The 16,008-nt window shown below is 63.2% G+C and carries 13 protein-coding genes; 2 read left to right on the top strand and 11 right to left on the bottom strand.

Translation table 11 applies throughout. From position 1 onward, the window contains the following. Nucleotides 1-11: 11 nt before the first annotated feature. The 3 genes from V6L75_RS00220 to V6L75_RS00210 form a co-directional block, all read right to left on the bottom strand. Nucleotides 12-1,337, bottom strand: coding sequence for an ABC transporter permease (locus V6L75_RS00220; RefSeq protein ID WP_334249544.1), 1,326 nt, complete (start codon nucleotides 1,335-1,337; stop codon nucleotides 12-14). A gap of 206 nt (nucleotides 1,338-1,543) precedes the next feature. Continuing rightward, nucleotides 1,544-2,641, bottom strand: coding sequence for an extracellular solute-binding protein (locus V6L75_RS00215; RefSeq protein WP_334249543.1), 1,098 nt, complete (start codon nucleotides 2,639-2,641; stop codon nucleotides 1,544-1,546). Nucleotides 2,642-2,717: 76 nt separating this feature from the next. Further along, the gene (locus V6L75_RS00210) at nucleotides 2,718-3,812 is read right to left on the bottom strand and encodes an ABC transporter ATP-binding protein (protein WP_334249542.1); all 1,095 of its coding nucleotides are present in this window, start codon (nucleotides 3,810-3,812) and stop codon (nucleotides 2,718-2,720) included. Nucleotides 3,813-4,364: 552 nt separating this feature from the next. Between V6L75_RS00210 and V6L75_RS00205 the strand changes: the two genes are divergently transcribed. Continuing rightward, on the top strand, nucleotides 4,365-5,069 hold the full coding sequence (locus tag V6L75_RS00205) for a class II aldolase/adducin family protein (protein ID WP_334249541.1): 705 nt from the start codon (nucleotides 4,365-4,367) through the stop codon (nucleotides 5,067-5,069). Nucleotides 5,070-5,110: 41 nt separating this feature from the next. Further along, on the top strand, nucleotides 5,111-6,007 hold the full coding sequence (locus tag V6L75_RS00200; RefSeq protein WP_334249540.1) for an ROK family protein: 897 nt from the start codon (nucleotides 5,111-5,113) through the stop codon (nucleotides 6,005-6,007). Between the two features lie 106 nt (nucleotides 6,008-6,113). Here the strand turns inward: V6L75_RS00200 and V6L75_RS00195 are convergent, their stop codons facing one another. From V6L75_RS00195 to hutI, 8 genes are all read right to left on the bottom strand, one after another. After that, complete coding sequence (locus V6L75_RS00195; protein WP_334249539.1) at nucleotides 6,114-6,713, bottom strand: HutD/Ves family protein; 600 nt, start codon at nucleotides 6,711-6,713, stop codon at nucleotides 6,114-6,116. Continuing rightward, nucleotides 6,713-8,260, bottom strand: a complete 1,548-nt coding sequence (locus V6L75_RS00190) for a TRAP transporter large permease (protein ID WP_334249538.1) — start codon at nucleotides 8,258-8,260, stop codon at nucleotides 6,713-6,715. Before V6L75_RS00190 ends, V6L75_RS00195 begins: the two co-directional genes overlap by 1 nt. Beyond that, nucleotides 8,257-8,757, bottom strand: a complete 501-nt coding sequence (locus V6L75_RS00185) for a TRAP transporter small permease subunit (protein WP_334249537.1) — start codon at nucleotides 8,755-8,757, stop codon at nucleotides 8,257-8,259. Before V6L75_RS00185 ends, V6L75_RS00190 begins: the two co-directional genes overlap by 4 nt. Nucleotides 8,758-9,241: 484 nt before the next feature. Beyond that, on the bottom strand, nucleotides 9,242-10,342 hold the full coding sequence (locus V6L75_RS00180) for a TRAP transporter substrate-binding protein (protein ID WP_334249536.1): 1,101 nt from the start codon (nucleotides 10,340-10,342) through the stop codon (nucleotides 9,242-9,244). 54 nt (nucleotides 10,343-10,396) lie between these two features. Further along, nucleotides 10,397-12,082, bottom strand: a complete 1,686-nt coding sequence (gene hutU, locus V6L75_RS00175) for a urocanate hydratase (protein ID WP_334249535.1) — start codon at nucleotides 12,080-12,082, stop codon at nucleotides 10,397-10,399. Between the two features lie 60 nt (nucleotides 12,083-12,142). Then, complete coding sequence (hutG, locus tag V6L75_RS00170) at nucleotides 12,143-12,958, bottom strand: N-formylglutamate deformylase (RefSeq protein WP_334249534.1); 816 nt, start codon at nucleotides 12,956-12,958, stop codon at nucleotides 12,143-12,145. 298 nt (nucleotides 12,959-13,256) lie between these two features. Continuing rightward, complete coding sequence (hutH, locus tag V6L75_RS00165) at nucleotides 13,257-14,783, bottom strand: histidine ammonia-lyase (RefSeq protein ID WP_334249533.1); 1,527 nt, start codon at nucleotides 14,781-14,783, stop codon at nucleotides 13,257-13,259. Then, nucleotides 14,780-15,991, bottom strand: a complete 1,212-nt coding sequence (gene hutI, locus V6L75_RS00160; protein WP_334249532.1) for an imidazolonepropionase — start codon at nucleotides 15,989-15,991, stop codon at nucleotides 14,780-14,782. Before hutI ends, hutH begins: the two co-directional genes overlap by 4 nt. Between the last annotated feature and the right edge of the window lie 17 nt (nucleotides 15,992-16,008).

The following is a 16,008-nucleotide window of genomic DNA, read 5'->3' as shown; positions in this document are numbered from 1 at the left end:
GGTTTCTCTCCTTACCCGAGCTTCACATTGTCGATGCCGACGATCTTGTCATAGACATAGAACAGCACCATCACGGCCAGCAGCAGCAGGGCGCCGAGAGCAGCAGCCAGGCCCCAGTTGAGTGACGTGGAGATGTGATAGGCGATGCGGTTGGAAATGAAGATGCCCGAGGTGCCGCCCACCAGCTCCGGCGTGATGTAGTAGCCAATCGCAAGGATGAACACGAGCACGGCCCCGGCCCCGATGCCCGGCACGGACTGCGGGAAATACACGCGCCAGAAAGCCGTCCAGTCATTGGCCCCGAGCGAGCGGGCCGCCCGGACGTAAGACGGGGAGATGGTCTTCATCACCGAATAGAGCGGCAGGATCATGAAGGGCAGCAGGATATGCGTCATGGCGATAACGGTGCCGGTGGCATTGTTCATCATCACCAGGCGCCCGTCATTGCCGATGAGACCAACCCAGACCAGCAGGTCGTTGATCACCCCCTGCTGCTGCAGCAGAACCTTCCAGGCGGAGGTACGCACCAGAAGGCTGGTCCAGAAGGGCAGCAGCACAAGGATCATCAGGAGGTTGGACGTGCGCAGCGGCAGCTGTGCCAGCAGGAAGGCAACAGGGTACCCCAGAAGGACGCACATGAGGGTGATGGCAATGCTCATCAACAGCGTGCGGCCGAAGAGCATGATGTAGATGCGCTCGTTCTCCGGCAGGCGTTCAAAGCCCTCAGCCCCCTTCTTGGCGTCAACCGCAGCCAGGAAATAGCCGGGCGTGTAAGCTCCCGAATACCGCTTCAGCGTGGTCCAGATATCGAGCCGGCCCCAGTCCTTTTCGGCAGCAATCATCTGGCCCTTGATGTCAGCTCCCTCCAGCCGCTCCACGAGACGGCCCGACTTGCGCATCAGGCTCGACATGCCGGAGGTTTCATAATTGAGCCTGGTTCCCAGCCGTGTATGGGTCTTGGCGGCCACGGCTTCCTTCAGGTCTTGCACAAGCGCAGCAAAGGCCGGTTCGCCGGGCAATTCGCCAGAGGCAGGATCCCAGTCTTCCAGCGCCACGACAGTACGCGGCAGCGTTTCGGGTACGATGCTGTTGTCGACCGAGCGCAGCAGCATGTCGAAGATCGGCGCTGCAAATGTGAGGAGGATGAAGAAGAGCAGCGGAGCGATCAGGATGAAAGCACGCAACTTCTCGCGGCGCAGAGCCCTGGCAAGGCTTGCTTTCAGCGGGCGGCCATCCTGAGTCAGCACGGGTCCCGACGGAGAGACTTCGTCCGTCCGGGACTTGCTTGGTCCCGCTCCGCCTGTGGCGGCTGCGGCTGGCGCATCGGCAATGGTCATGGGTTCCGGAAATCCAGCTTGAGTATTTTTCTTGGCGATCCATCCAAGGCAGAAGCACGCCCTGCCCCGCTTCCCGCGCCGGCATCAGGCCTCAGGGACTGCCGCACGGCGGCCTCAACCGCACGGCAGACCAAGGGCATGAAAGGTGCCGGACAACCACGCCTGGCGCGGCAATCCGGCAGATCACCGGCAAATTCGAGCCGGGCTTACTTTGTCAGCCAGACCTGGAATGCGGCTTCCACCTCATCCTGGTTGTCGGCCCACCACTCAATGTTGTTGACCAGATAGTTTTTCTGGTTTTCCGGGTTGGTCGGCATGTGCGGCGCCATCTCGATGCCCAGTTCTGCGTGCTTGCCGACGAGCGGCTGCGAGGAAGCACGGGCCGGGCCGTAGGAGATGTACTTCGCCTGGTCCGCCAGACGCTGGGTGTCGGTGGCGAACTTGATGTATTCCTTGATGAGCGGCAGCTTGTCTTCCGGCACATCAGCGGGAATGATCCAGCCGTCGAAGTCAAAGACCTGCCAGTCCCACAGCATGGCAACGGGCTGCTTCTGCTCCTCGATCACCGAGAACAGGCGGCCGTTGTAGGTGGAGCCAAATACGGCCTCTCCATCAGCCAGGCGCTGCGGCGTTTCGGCACCAGCAGACCACCAGATCACGTCCTTCTTGATGGTGTCGAGCTTGGCGAGGGCCTTCTGCAGGCCTTCCGGGGTGGACAGGACCGTGTAGAGGTCTTCCTTGGCCACGCCATCACACAGCAGCGCCCACTCGAGGTTCTTCTTCGGGCGCTTCTCCAAGCTGCGCTTGCCCGGGAAGTTTTCCGTGTCGAAGATATCGCACAGGCTCGTGGGGACCTTGCCGTTCCAGGCAGCCACATCCGTGCGGTAGCCGAAGGTGGTGGAGAACACGATCTGCGGAATGAAGCACTTGTTGATCAGCGAGGGACCGAAGTCCTTCGTTGCAGGCGTGCCATCGGGCGCTGCGGCCAGCCATTCGTCAAAGTCGATCTCCATGGCCAGGCCCTCGTCGCACAGGCGCTGGCTGTCCGGGCCCTCCACGTCGACCACGTCCCAGGTCACGTTGCCTGCCTCACTCATGGCGCGCAGTTTGGCGACAGCCTCGTTGGACGATTCATCATTGATGATGTTCACGTCCTTGCGCAGTTCCATGAAGGGCTTGTGGTATGCGTTGTTCTGCGACGCCGAATAAGCGCCACCCCAGGACACAATGGTCAGATCCGCGGCGCTTGCGGCGCCCGCCGACAGAACAATGGCCGAGGCCATAAGTGTGCTTGCCAGTCTCATTTTTGCTGCTCCCCTTTTTTGAGCATTGGGCCGGTTGCCGGCCAATCAGGTACAGGCTGTTCAGCCTGCCCGTATATTACGCAACGGCATCCAGTGCCTTGCAATCCTTCTTCGCCCAGCCGATCGGCACGGTGCTGCCGGTCTCAAGCTGGCGCCGGTCGGCGCGGTTGCGAACCTTGACGATAAACTCGCTGTTGCCGCAGACCGTCATGCGCACGCGGATATGGTCGCCGAGGTAGATCAGTTCCTCGATCCGGCCCTGCAACATGTTGTCCATCGGCTTCTCAGGCGCGAGCTCGACGCGCTCCGGCCGCAGCGACACGGTTGTGAAATCGCCGGTGCCGCCCACGTTCACCTTGTCCGCCACAAGCCGGGTGCCGTCGGGGAGCATCACTTCGCAAGAGCCATTGTCCACCGAAGCCACGGTGCCATTGAGCTTGTTGTTTTCGCCGATGAACTGTGCCACGAAGGAATTCTGCGGCTCCTCGTAAAGCATGTCCGGCGTCGACAGCTGCTGGATGATCCCGTCATTGAACACGGCCACCCGGTCGGACATGGTCAGCGCTTCGGTCTGATCGTGGGTCACATAGACCACGGTGACGCCGAGATTTTCGTGGATGTGCTTGATTTCATACTGCATCTGCTCGCGCAGCTGCTTGTCGAGCGCGCCCAGAGGCTCATCCATGAGCACCAGCTCCGGATCAAAGACCAGCGCACGGGCCACGGCCACACGCTGCTGCTGGCCGCCGGACAGCTGGGCCGGGCGGCGGGAGCCGAGCTTGCCCAGCTCCACCATCTCCAGCGCCCGCTTGACCTTGACTTCCTGCTCCGCCTTGGCCATGCCGCGCACCTGCAGCGGAAAGGCAAGGTTCTCGGCCACGGTCATATGCGGAAAAAGGGCATAGTTCTGAAACACCATACCGATGCCACGCTTGTGGGGCGGCACCTTGTTGATCGGCTTGTTGTTCAGAAATATTTCACCGTGGGTTGCCGGCTCGAACCCGGCCAGCATCATGAGGCATGTTGTCTTCCCGGACCCGGAAGGCCCCAGCATCGTGAGAAATTCCCCCGGAGGAATGTCCAGATTTAGATTTTTGACGACGAGACTTTCACCGTCATAGCTTTTCTGAACATTCTCGTAACGGACTGACGCCCCTCGATTTTTCGCCATCTGTTCCCCAATTGCGATGCGGGCAGCTTTTTATTTTATGCCGCTCACGCATTTGTTGCCGGAAACATGTCCCGGCGGTCCCCGTCGTGATGACCTCTTGAACCGTCATCCCGACCGCTAGGAAAGCAAAAAAAAGACAACAACAAAAGGGGGCAATTGGAATTTTTTGAACGTTTTTTATTCAGGTCCGGCGTCAATATTTGCGCACACCCAAAAAACAGGAAAATTTTTCCCAAAAGAAAGCCCTCGCAGCCCGGAATGTTCCGGCGCCGCTGAACTTCTGGAGAATTTCCGCCAGAGAGACAGCTGCCTGAGGAAAAGGCAAACGCAGTCCCCCTCGTAACCTGCACATGAAATCATCAGGCACGGACAAACCGCTGCAAGTCTCAAAGCGCCACCCACCGGCCTGAATACGACACCCCGCCGGAGCATCACCTGGGTTTGCCCATAACGGCCAGCCAGTGTCAGTGCATTGCGCAGCTTGCCCGGCCTGCGCAACGCGGCTTAAATGCAGCCTGTGGGTGAACGCTCTGAAGGATACGAGTCCCGGTCATGCAGCATGAACATGGCACTTCCGCGCTCCGGCAAGCAGTCATCGGCACTGCCCGGACGCTGGTCACGCGTTGCCTGACGCGCGGCACCTCAGGAAATGTAAGTGCCCGCTGCGAAGGCGGCTTTCTCATCACGCCTTCCGGACGGCCTTATGAAAGCCTAACTCTTGAGGACATCGTCTTCATGGACATGGATGGCGGCTATCATGGCAGCGTCCTGCCCTCTTCCGAATGGCGGATGCATCTCGACATCTACGCCACTTATCCGGATGCCGGTGCCGTGGTGCATTGCCATTCCCCGAGGGCGACAGCGCTTGCGTGCCTGCGGCGCCCTATTCCGCCGTTTCACTACATGATTGCAATTGCGGGCGGTGATTATATTGCCTGCTCGGCCTATGCCACTTTCGGCACCCGCGCCCTCTCGGACGCGATGCTTCACGCGCTGGGTCCCCGCCGGGCCTGTCTCCTCGCCAACCACGGCCAGATCGCCTACGACCGGGACCTGCCAAAGGCACTGGCCCTGGCAGAAGGCGTGGAGGAACTGGCAGACCAGTATCTCTCGGCCCTCTCCGGCGGCGAGCCTGTGCTGCTGTCTGCCGAGGAGATCGACCTGAACATCCGGAAGTTCAAAAACTATGGCAAGCAGCCGGGCGAACTCGACCCGGACGCTGGCGATGCCTTTGAAATGCCGCAGCAACGCGCCTGAAGCGTTCTGGCAATACAGAAACTTGAGGGACGGGAGCGCTCATGCGGCTTGGAATTGACTGGGGCGGCACCAAGATGGAAATCATCGCGCTGGATGACAGCGGGATGGAGCTTTACCGCGAGCGGATGCCGACACCGCGCGGCGACTATACCGCCTGCATCGAGGCGGCGGCCCTGCTGGTAGCCAACGCAGAAAAGGCAACCGGGTCGACCGGCACGCTGGGGCTCGGCATTCCCGGCTCCATCTCGCCGGGCACCGGCCTCGTCAAGAACGCAAATTCCACCTGGATGAACGGCATGCCGCTCGACAAGGATCTGGAGGCCCGTCTTGGCCGTCCGGTCCGCATCCAGAATGATGCGAACTGCCTCGCCGTCTCCGAGGCGACGGATGGCGCGGGCGCAGGTGCCCATTTCGTTCACGCCATCATCATCGGCACCGGCTGCGGTTCAGGGATCGCCATTGATGGCAAGGCACATCGCGGGGCAAATGGCATCGGCGGCGAATGGGGCGCCATCCCCGTGCCGTGGATGAAGGAAGACGAATATCCCGGCCCCGAATGCTGGACTGGCCACCGCGGCACAATCGACCGCTGGTGCTCGGGCACGGGCCTCTCCCTCGACTACCGCATGGCAACGGGCCGGGACCTGAAAGGCCACGAAATCATCGCCGCAAAGCGAGCTGGTGAGGCCGAGGCCATCGCATCCTACGAGCGTTATGTAAGCCGCCTCGCCCGCGCCATGGCCATGTCCGCCAATCTCATAGACCCGGATGTCTTCGTGCTCGGCGGCGGCATGTCCAACGTGGACGAACTTTACACCGACCTGCCGCCCGCCATGGCACCCTATATCTTCTCCGACACTTACGGCGTGCCGGTCCGCAAGGCCGTCCACGGCGACAGCTCCGGCGTGCGCGGCGCGGCCTGGCTGTGGAGCGATTGAAGGCTGAAAACGTCCCCTGGCCGCTGTCCCCGCTGATGCAAGGCTGAAGTCCAGGACAGCGGCGCCGTCCGGCAGATGAATGGATAGATTGCAGGGGCGTGGGCCGTTACGCGTCTGGCCCAAGCCGTGCCATGCAAATAGTCCCGTGACCACCGAAGATCAGCGGCGCCTCCGATTCATCCGTGACAAGAAGACAATCGCGCGGCTGAAGCGTCTCTCTGCCGCTCTTGGCCAAGGTAACGGTGACACGGCCCGATACGCAGACCAGCGCGATGGTTTCCCCTGCGCCGGGACCTGAGCATTCGAGACCGTTGCCCTCCTCCAGCGTGAGCTGCTCCATGGAGTGACGAAACGCTCCGCGCCGGGTCATGACGTTGAAATCCAGCACCGGGCCATCGATGAGCCGGCCTGTGACGGGAACGCCGCCATCGAAGCTGGTGAAGGTGCCGGGCGTGCTGAGGACGGTTTCTCCCTCAGCGCCGAAATCGAGGCCGATGCCTGCCCCGTCCACCAGTGCCAGCGTCCGGTGGATGCCGGTGAAGGCGGAGAATGGGCCGTCGCTGGCAACCTCTGCCATGGAGAGCCGCCAGCCGAAGTCTTCAAGCCCGGCCGTTTCCGGGAAGACGGCGAGCTCATGCGTGATGCCGCCGCCGTTCTTCCAGGGCATGGCCCGCGCCATGCCCCAGCGGATGAGCTGCACCGGCATCAGAACATCACCTTGGGCAGGAAGGTGCCGATCTGCGGCACAAACCAGATGAGCGCCATGGCGAGGATCTGCAGCAGGATGAAAGGCACGACGCCCTGATAGATCATGCCTGTGGTGACTTCCTTGGGGGCTGCCCCGCGCAGATAGAACAGGGAGAAGCCGAAGGGCGGTGTCAGGAACGAGCTTTGCAGGTTGATGGCGATCAGCACCGCCAGCCACACCGGATCATGGCCCATGAGGATCAGCGGCGGGATCAGCAGCGGCAGCAGGATGACGGCGATTTCCACGAAGTCGAGGAAGAAGCCGAGCACGAAGATGAAGGCCATGGCAAAGATCAGCGCGCCCGTGGGTCCGCCCGGCATCGCCGCCAGAATATCGGCCACCCGGTGCTCGCCGCCAAGGCCAACGAAGACCAGCGAGAAGAAGGAGGCCATCAGGATGGTGGCGAAGATCATCGAGGTGACCACCATGGTCTGCGTCAGCGCCGGGATCAGCGTCCGGGCGGCAAAGGACTGGCGCAGGGACATGGCAACGGCGGCAAGGCCGGTCAAGGCAAGGATCGAATAGATACCCGCCACGGCATATTCCAGCAATCCGGCGTCCGAGCGCTGCAGCCGCACCGGATAATATCCGGCTGCCAGCACCAGCACAAAGAGCGCGATGGCACCGCCCAGGATCAGCCGCTTCGGGCCGCCCTGCTTGTAACCGGCCAGCAGAATGGCGCCGACTGCCCCCACCGACGCAGCCTCGTTGGGCGAGGCAACGCCGAAGAGCACGGCACCGAGCACCGCGACGATGAGGAGGACGGCGGGCAGGATCGCGCCCATCACCTCGCCGCGCGTGGCCTTGCGGTCCAGATCCTTCATGGCCGGCGCATCTGCAGGCACCAGCCAGGCGCGCAGCAGCACATAGCCCACATAAAGCGCCACAAGCAGCAGCCCCGGCACAAGGGCAGCGGCAAAGGTCTGGCCGACGGAAATGGTCTCGATGGAGAATTTGCCCTGCTTGTACTGTGCCTGCTGGAAGGCGGAAGACATGACATCGGCGAGAATGATCAGCAGCGTCGAGGGCGGAATGATCTGGCCGAGCGTGCCGGAGGCGCAGATGAGACCGGCAGAAAGGCGCGGATTATAGCCATTGCGCAGCATCGCCGGCAGGGCGATCATGCCCATGGCAACCACCGTTGCCCCGACAATGCCGGTGGAGGCGGCCAGCAGCGCGCCAACCAGAACCACGGACACGCCAAGCCCGCCGCGCATGGTGCCGAACAGGCGGCCCATGGTTTCCAGCAGGTCTTCGGCGATGCGGCTTTTTTCGAGGATCACGCCCATCAGCACGAAGAGCGGAATGGCCGTCAGCACCGGATTGGTGAGCACCGCAAAGAACCGCTGGCCGAGCGCCCCCATCAGCGACAGGTTGAAATCACCCAGCGCAAAGCCGAGCAGTGCAAAGCCCGTGGCCACCCCGGCAATGGTGAAGGCAACCGGATAGCCGAGCAGAATGAAGCCGATCAGTGCGGCGAACATCAGAATATCAAGCGGGATCATGCGGCGCTCCGCAGCTTGAGGCAGTCACGCAGGAAGGCGGCACAGCCCTGCAGGAGAAGGAGAACACAGAACACCGGAATGAGGCTCTTCAACAGGAAGGAGGCGGGAATGCCGCCAACGGAAATCGGCCCTTCGAGAATGGCCCAGGAACGCTGCACGCTGGGCCAGGAGTAGACGAGCAGCATCACCAGCGAGGCGCCCAGCAGCGCCACATGGCCGAACAGGTCGATCACCGCCTGCCCGCGTGCCGTCATGCGGGCGTAGTAGATGTCCACACGCACATGGCCGTTGACCATCAGCGTGTAGCCCGCCCCCAGCATGAAGACGCTGGCATGCAGATAAAGCACGCCTTCGTTCAGGAAGATCGAGCTGTAGCCGAACACATAGCGCAGCAGCACGATGACAAACTGCAGCAGCACCATCGCCAGCGCAAACCAGATCGTCACCGCCCCCACTGCCCTGCTGACCCCATCCAGCAACCTGGCAAGCCGTTCCATTCCCTCATGTCCCCTGCTGCTGCGGGCGTTTGCCGCGCTGATCATATTTGCTTTCGTTTCATCTTTGGCGTCATCCCCGCGCCGTCGGGGATCCAGCGCCCCCGGTGTTTGGGCAATGTCTGCACCGGACGCAAGAAGAGAGGAAGGACTATCGCTTCACCGCGGCACCCCTCTCCCCCTAGAGGGGATGTCTGCGCAGCAGACAAAGGGGTGTAGCAGCGCTCCGGCAGTGCACCATCTCTCTCACAAGCGGACAGTCCGTTACCCCCCTCTGCCCCCTGCCGGGGGCATCTCCCCCTAAAGTGGGAGAAGAACGGGAGCCTGACTGATTGTCCGGCATAAACATCGTCCGGAGCCTGCGGTACACTCCCCGGCACCGCGAGCACCCCGGATACTGGATCCTGGTCTTGCCGCAATGCGGCAAACCGGGATGACATCAAAGGCAAACCCGGCGCGGCTTTTACACCGCACCGGGGCATTAGGCTCAGCCGTAGTTGTAATCGAGGCCGCGGGCGTTCATCTGGCCAGCGTCCGCATAGGGCATGTATTCGACCATCAGCTTGCGGTACTCGAGGAAGCTTTCGGTGATCTTGCGCACCAGCTCGTCATCGCTGTCGCGCAGCTCCTTGACCACCTCGCCCATGGCATTGCCCATGGCGATGACGATCTCGTCCGGCAGCTTGCGCACGGTGACGCCATGGTTGGCTGTCAGCTCGCGCAGTGCCATGGCGTGCTTGGTGTTGTATTCGGTCAGCACCGGATTGTAGAGGCTTTCCGCCGCATAGGCGACCGCCTGCTTCAGGTCATCCGGCAGGGCTTCCCAGGCCTTGAGGTTGACTGCGCACTCTTCGGCCGAACCCGGCTCTCCAACACCTGGCGCATAGTAGTTCTTGGCTACCTGCTGCAGGCCGAGGGCGCTGTCGGACCACGGGCCGATGAACTCGCCCGCATCCAGCGCGCCGGATTGCAGCGCCTGGAACATGGCCGGTCCCGACATGGCCTCCACCGCCATGCCCAGCTTGGCGCAGACTTCCGAGTTGAGGCCGGTGGTGCGGTACTTCAGGCCCTTGAGGTCATCCACCGTCTTGATCTCGTTGCGGAACCAGCCGAACCACTGCGGGCCGGAGTTGCCGCACAGGAACGGCTTCAGGCCGAAGCGGCCATACATCTCGTCATAGAGTGCCTGACCGCCGCCCTGCATCAGCCAGCCGGTCTGCTCGATGGCAGTGAGGCCGAGCGGCTGAGAGCCAAACAGCAGAATGCCCTTGGACTTGGAGCCCCAGTAGGCCGGAACGGCGTGGTAGATCTCCGCCGTGCCTTCGGCCACGGCATCAAACACGCCGGGACCGGGGACGACTTCACCGGCGGCGAAAAGCTCCACTTCCAGACGGCCACCCGACAGGGCGGTGATGCGGTCTGCCAGCATCTGGGCGGCAACGCCCGGCCCCGGCAGGTTCTTCGGCCACGCGGTGACCATGCGCCACTTGGTAATGCCCTGGGCAATAGCCGGGGTGGCGAGGGCTGCGCCCGTTGCCGTTGCCGCCGCACCAATGCCCGCTGCCTTGAGGAAGTCGCGTCTTTGCATGTCAGTTCTCCATCCTGCTGGTTCCACTCGTGAATCGCCTGCTTCTGATTTTTCTCAATCTTTCAGAATAGCAGGCAGGTTAAGTCCGTTCTCGCGGGCGCAATCAAGTGCGATTTCGTAGCCTGCATCCGCGTGGCGCATAACGCCGGTGGCCGGATCGTTCCAAAGCACATTGGCAATGCGCCGGTCTGCCGCTTCCGTGCCATCGCAGCAGATCACCATGCCGGAATGCTGCGAGAAGCCCATGCCAACGCCGCCGCCGTGGTGCAGCGACACCCAGGTGGCACCCGATGCGGTGTTGAGCAGCGCGTTCAGCAGCGGCCAGTCGGAGACGGCATCCGAGCCGTCCTTCATCGCTTCCGTCTCGCGGTTGGGCGAGGCAACGGAGCCTGAATCGAGGTGATCACGCCCGATCACGATGGGTGCCTTCAGTTCACCGTTGCGCACCATCTCATTGAAGGCAAGTCCGAGCTTGTGGCGCAGGCCAAGCCCCACCCAGCAGATGCGGGCGGGCAGGCCCTGGAAGGCGATGCGCTCGCGCGCCATGTCCAGCCAGTTGTGCAGGTGAGCATCATCCGGGATCAGCTCCTTCACCTTCTGGTCGGTTTTGTAGATGTCCTCCGGGTCGCCCGACAGCGCGCACCAGCGGAACGGCCCGATGCCGCGGCAGAACAGCGGGCGGATATAGGCGGGCACGAAACCGGGGAAGGCAAAGGCATTTTCCAGCCCTTCGTCCTTGGCCACTTGGCGGATGTTGTTGCCATAGTCGAGGGTCGGCACACCTGCGTTCCAGAAGTCCACCATCGCCTCCACATGCACCCGCATCGAGGCACGGGCCGCCTTCTCGACGGCCTTGGGATCGCTCTCCTGCTTCGCCCGCCATTCGGCAACGCTCCAGCCGGAAGGCAGATAGCCATGCACCGGGTCATGCGCCGAAGTCTGGTCGGTGACGATATCCGGGCGCGGGCCGCCTGCCTTCATGCGCTTGACCAGTTCCGGGAACACGTCGGCCGCGTTGCCGATAAGCGCCACGGACTTGGCCTCGCCCGCCTTCGTCCAGCGGTCAATCATCGCCAGCGCCTCATCCAGAGAATGGGTCTTTTCGTCCACATAACGGGTACGGATGCGGAAGTCGGCGCGGGTCTCGTCGCATTCCACAGCAAGGCAGCAGGCGCCAGCCATGACAGCGGCCAGCGGCTGCGCGCCGCCCATGCCGCCGAGGCCGCCGGTCAGGATCCACTTGCCCTTGAGATTGCCGCCATAGTGCTGGCGCCCGGCCTCCACGAAGGTTTCATAGGTGCCCTGCACGATGCCCTGCGTGCCGATGTAGATCCACGACCCGGCGGTCATCTGGCCGTACATGGCCAGGCCCTTCTTGTCCAACTCGTTGAAATGGTCCCAGGTGGCCCAGTGCGGCACAAGATTGGAATTGGCAATCAACACACGCGGCGCATCCGCATGGGTCCGGAACACGCCCACCGGCTTGCCGGACTGCACCAGCAGCGTCTCGTTGTCTTCCAGCGCCTTCAGCGCCGCGACGATGCGGTCAAAATCATCCCAGGTGCGCGCCGCCCGGCCGATGCCGCCATAGACCACCAGCGCATGCGGGTTTTCGGCAACATCCGGATGGAGGTTGTTCATCAGCATGCGCAACGGGGCTTCCGTCAGCCAGCTCTTGGCATTGAGCGTGGTGCCGGTGGGCGGGAAAATATCACGCTGGTTATGGCGGGGATTGGTCATGTTTCCTCTCCGGATCATGCTATTTCATTGGATTTGCAACAAACAGGAAGGGCGGCGGCCTCAGCCGCGCCAGCTGCCTGATGCGATGGTTTCGAGAATGGTCTTCAGGATGTGCCGCAGCCGCCCTGCCCGCGCCTCGTCATAGGCGTAAGGCGGCAGTTCAGTGGCCAGATGCGTTGACTGCGCCAGTTCCATCTGGATGGCGTGGAAGCCTTCCTCCGGCCGGCCATAGTGGCGCGTGGTCCAGCCGCCCTTGAAGCGGCCATTGACCACGGTGCAGTAGCCCTCCGCCTCCCGGCAGATATTAGCGACAGCCTCTGCCATCGCAGGCGCGCAGGATGAGCCTTCCACCGTGCCGATGTTGAAGTCCGGCAACGTGCCTTCAAACAGGAACGGAATATTGGAGCGGATCGAGTGGCAGTCATAGAGCACGGCAAAGCCATGAATGGCGTGAACGCGGCGCAACTCTGCCTCCAGCGCTGCATGATAGGGTGCATGGAAGGCTAGCCGCCGGCGCTCGATCTCTGCCGCATCGGGCGCTTCAAGCCAGATGTTATCGCCATCAAAGTCCGTCAGCGGCACAAGACCGGTGGTGTTCTGCCCCGGATAGAGGCTTGCGCCATCCGGCGGGCGGTTTGCGTCGATGACATAACGGTGGAAGGTGGCGGCAACGGTGGTCGAACCGGGCAGAAGTCCGGCATAGAGCGTATCCACATGCCAGTCCGTATCACTCAGCACCAGCCCGCGCGCATTCAGCTTTGCCCGGATGTCTGCCGGAACAAAAGTGCCCGAATGCGGCAGCCCCAGAACCACCGGGCTGTCTCCGCGCTCCACCGTCACGGGCGATGCCGGAACGGCCTGACTATCCTGCGTCATCTCAATTCGATCCTTCCCTGTGACCGTTTCGTTCCGCTCATCTGTCTTTCGGTTTGGCGGCGGCTGCACACCGCCGCAGCGCCCTCTCCCCCCTTGAGGGGGAGATGTCTGCGTCAGCAGACAGAGGGGGGTAGCAGCGCTTCAACACAGCACCACCTCTCGTATGAGCGGACAGTCCGTTACCCCCCTCTGCCCCCTGCCAGGGGCATCTCCCCCTCAAGGGGGGAGAGGATCTGGTGCCTGACTGGCAGCCCGAAATGCACACCGTCTCCGCGGAAATGATGCGGAGATGTCCCACCTACGGCCGGAAATCCCCGATCTCCGCCGCCGCAACGAATGCCCCTTCCCGCACCAGAGCAGCAGCCGCTTCGATATCCGGGGCGAGGTAGCGGTCTTCCTTCAGCGCAGGCGCATGGCCGCGCAGCATGGAGATGACGGCCTGAAGCCGTGCCGAGGTCTTCAGCGGGGCGCGGAACTCGATGCCCTGTGCTGCACACAACGCCTCGACGCCGAGAATGACTGACAGATTTTCGTTCATCCGCAGCAGCCGTCTTGCGCCATGGGCTGCCATGGACACATGGTCTTCCTGATTGGCAGAGGTCGGCGTTGAATCCGTCGAACACGGGGTCGCCAGATGCTTGTTCTCGCTCATCAGTGCCGCTGTCGTCACTTCGGCGATCATGTAGCCGGAATTAAGCCCCGGCTCCGGCGTCAGGAACGGCGGCAGGTCGTGGCTGAGCGTCGGGTCCACCATCAACGCCACGCGCCGCTGGGCAATCGCACCAATCTCGGCGACGGCCAGCGCGATCTGGTCCGCCGCAAAGGCAACTGGCTCGGCATGGAAGTTGCCGCCCGAAACAATGCGGCCCTCCCCAAGCACCAGCGGATTGTCGGTCACTGCGTTGGCTTCGGTTTCCAGCGTTCCGGCAGCAAAGCGCAGGAGGTCAACGGAGGCGCCCAGCACCTGCGGCTGGCAGCGGATGCAGTACGGGTCCTGCACGCGCGTGTCGCCTTCCCGGTGGCTTTCGCGGATGGCAGAGCCTTCCATCAGCGCCCGCATGCGCTCGGCCACCTCGATCTGGCCGCGATGGCCGCGCAAGGTATGGATTTCCGGCTGCAGCGGCGCGGTGGAGCCCATGATGGCGTCGGTGGACAGCGCCGAGATGACCATCGAGGAGGCCGCATTGGCCCATGCGCCGAACAGGCCGATCAGCGCCAGCGCGGTGGAAAACTGTGTGCCGTTGATGAGCGCCAGCCCCTCCTTCGGCCCAAGAACCACGGGCGTCAGCCCTGCCCGCTTCAGCGCCTCGCCGCCCGGCAGGCGTTCGCCCTCGTAAATGGCCTCGCCGGCACCGATCATTGCCGCCGTCATATGGGCAAGCGGAGCCAGGTCACCGGAGGCGCCGACCGAGCCCTGCGACGGCACGACAGGCGTCACGCCCTTGTCGAGCATGTCCTCGATGAGGGCAATCACCTCCCAGCGCACGCCCGAAGCGCCACGCCCGAGGCTGAGCAGCTTCAGCGCCATCATCAGCCGTGTGGCAGCCCGGTCCAGCGGCTCTCCCACACCGCAGCAATGGGAGAGGATGAGATTGCGCTGCAGCGTTGCCGTATCCTTGGCCGCGATCTTCACCGAGGCGAGCTTGCCGAAACCGGTGTTGACGCCGTAGACGCCTGCATCCCCGGCAGCAGCGGCTGCAATGAAGGCACTGGCCGCTTCCACGGCGGGACGGGCCGATGGGGCGAGACGGGCGGGCAACTCCTCCCGCCAGAGCTGTTCCAGCTGCTCCAGCGTGGTCTTGCCGGGCGTGAGCACGAGGGTCATTCCGAACCTCCGAAAATACGGGCATGAAGGGGATTGAAGCCAAAGCGGTAGGCGAGCTCCGCCGGGTTATCGGCATTCCAGATGGCAAGATCGGCGCGAAGACCGGGTGCAATGCGCCCGCAGTCCGAAAGCCCCAGCGCCCGCGCCGCGTTGACCGTGACACCGCGCAGCGCTTCTTCCACGGTAAGGCGGAAGAAGGTGCAGCCCATGTTCATGGTCAGCAGCAGGGAGGTCAGCGGGGACGTGCCGGGGTTGCAATCCGTCGCCAGCGCCATCGGCACGCCGCGGGCGCGGAAGGCGGCGACCGGCGGCACCTGCGTCTCGCGGATGGCATAGAAGGCACCGGGCAGCAGCACCGCAACCGTGCCGGCGCGGGCAAGCGCCGCCGCGTCCTCATCGGTCGCATATTCCACGTGATCGGCAGAGAGCGCGCCATAGTCCGCTGCCAGCTTCGTGCCGCCCAGATGCGACAGCTGCTCCGCATGCAGTTTTACCGGCAGGCCGAGGCGGCGGGCCTCATCAAAGACCTTGCGCATGGAGGCGACGGAAAAGGCGATACCCTCGCAGAAACCATCGACCGCATCCACCAGCCCCTCCGCCGCTGCCCGGCGCAGACCCGGAAGGCAAACCTCATCGAGATAGGCATCCTCGCGCCCCTTGTACTCGGGCGGCAAAGCGTGAGCGCCGAGATGGGTGGTGCGTACCCGCACCTTGCGTTCACTCGCAAGGCGCCGTGCAGCGCGCAGCATCTTCAGCTCGGTCTCGATGTCGAGGCCATAGCCGGACTTGATCTCCACCACGGCCACGCCTTCGGCCAGCAGTGCATCAAGGCGCGGCAGCGCAGAGGCCACAAGCTCCGCCTCGCTGGCGGCGCGGGTGGCCGACACGGACGAGACGATACCGCCACCGGCGCGGGCGATTTCTTCATAACTCGCCCCCTCCAGCCGCATCTCGAACTCCCGCGCCCGGTGGCCGCCGTGGATGAGATGGGTGTGGCAGTCGATGAAGGCCGGGGTCACCAGACGCCCCTCAAGGTCATGGCGCGAATACCCGGTGAAAGCTGCCGGCAGATCCGCTTCCGCCCCCGCCCATTCGATACGGCCATCGCGGATCGCAACAGCGCCGCGCTCGACAAGGCCATAGCCGCCGGTCTCCGGCAGGGTGACAAGCCTTGCGTTGGAAAGAAGGGCCGGACCGTGAAGTTCCATCTTGGTTTCCCCTGAAG

This window comes from Pannonibacter anstelovis (assembly GCF_036881715.1).
GTDB lineage: Bacteria > Pseudomonadota > Alphaproteobacteria > Rhizobiales > Stappiaceae > Pannonibacter > Pannonibacter anstelovis.
This window is presented reverse-complemented; position numbering and strand designations above follow the sequence as displayed.

Bases quoted from the DNA above. Each gene is read 5' to 3' on its own strand.
- V6L75_RS00220 (WP_334249544.1), bottom strand. From the start codon at position 1,337: ATGACCATTGCCGATGCGCCAGCCGCAGCCGCCACAGGCGGAGCGGGA.
- V6L75_RS00215 (WP_334249543.1), bottom strand. From the start codon at position 2,641: ATGAGACTGGCAAGCACACTTATGGCCTCGGCCATTGTTCTGTCGGCG.
- V6L75_RS00210 (WP_334249542.1), bottom strand. From the start codon at position 3,812: ATGGCGAAAAATCGAGGGGCGTCAGTCCGTTACGAGAATGTTCAGAAA.
- V6L75_RS00205 (WP_334249541.1), top strand. From the start codon at position 4,365: ATGCAGCATGAACATGGCACTTCCGCGCTCCGGCAAGCAGTCATCGGC.
- V6L75_RS00200 (WP_334249540.1), top strand. From the start codon at position 5,111: ATGCGGCTTGGAATTGACTGGGGCGGCACCAAGATGGAAATCATCGCG.
- V6L75_RS00195 (WP_334249539.1), bottom strand. From the start codon at position 6,713: ATGCCGGTGCAGCTCATCCGCTGGGGCATGGCGCGGGCCATGCCCTGG.
- V6L75_RS00190 (WP_334249538.1), bottom strand. From the start codon at position 8,260: ATGATCCCGCTTGATATTCTGATGTTCGCCGCACTGATCGGCTTCATT.
- V6L75_RS00185 (WP_334249537.1), bottom strand. From the start codon at position 8,757: ATGGAACGGCTTGCCAGGTTGCTGGATGGGGTCAGCAGGGCAGTGGGG.
- V6L75_RS00180 (WP_334249536.1), bottom strand. From the start codon at position 10,342: ATGCAAAGACGCGACTTCCTCAAGGCAGCGGGCATTGGTGCGGCGGCA.
- hutU (WP_334249535.1), bottom strand. From the start codon at position 12,082: ATGACCAATCCCCGCCATAACCAGCGTGATATTTTCCCGCCCACCGGC.
- hutG (WP_334249534.1), bottom strand. From the start codon at position 12,958: ATGACGCAGGATAGTCAGGCCGTTCCGGCATCGCCCGTGACGGTGGAG.
- hutH (WP_334249533.1), bottom strand. From the start codon at position 14,783: ATGACCCTCGTGCTCACGCCCGGCAAGACCACGCTGGAGCAGCTGGAA.
- hutI (WP_334249532.1), bottom strand. From the start codon at position 15,991: ATGGAACTTCACGGTCCGGCCCTTCTTTCCAACGCAAGGCTTGTCACC.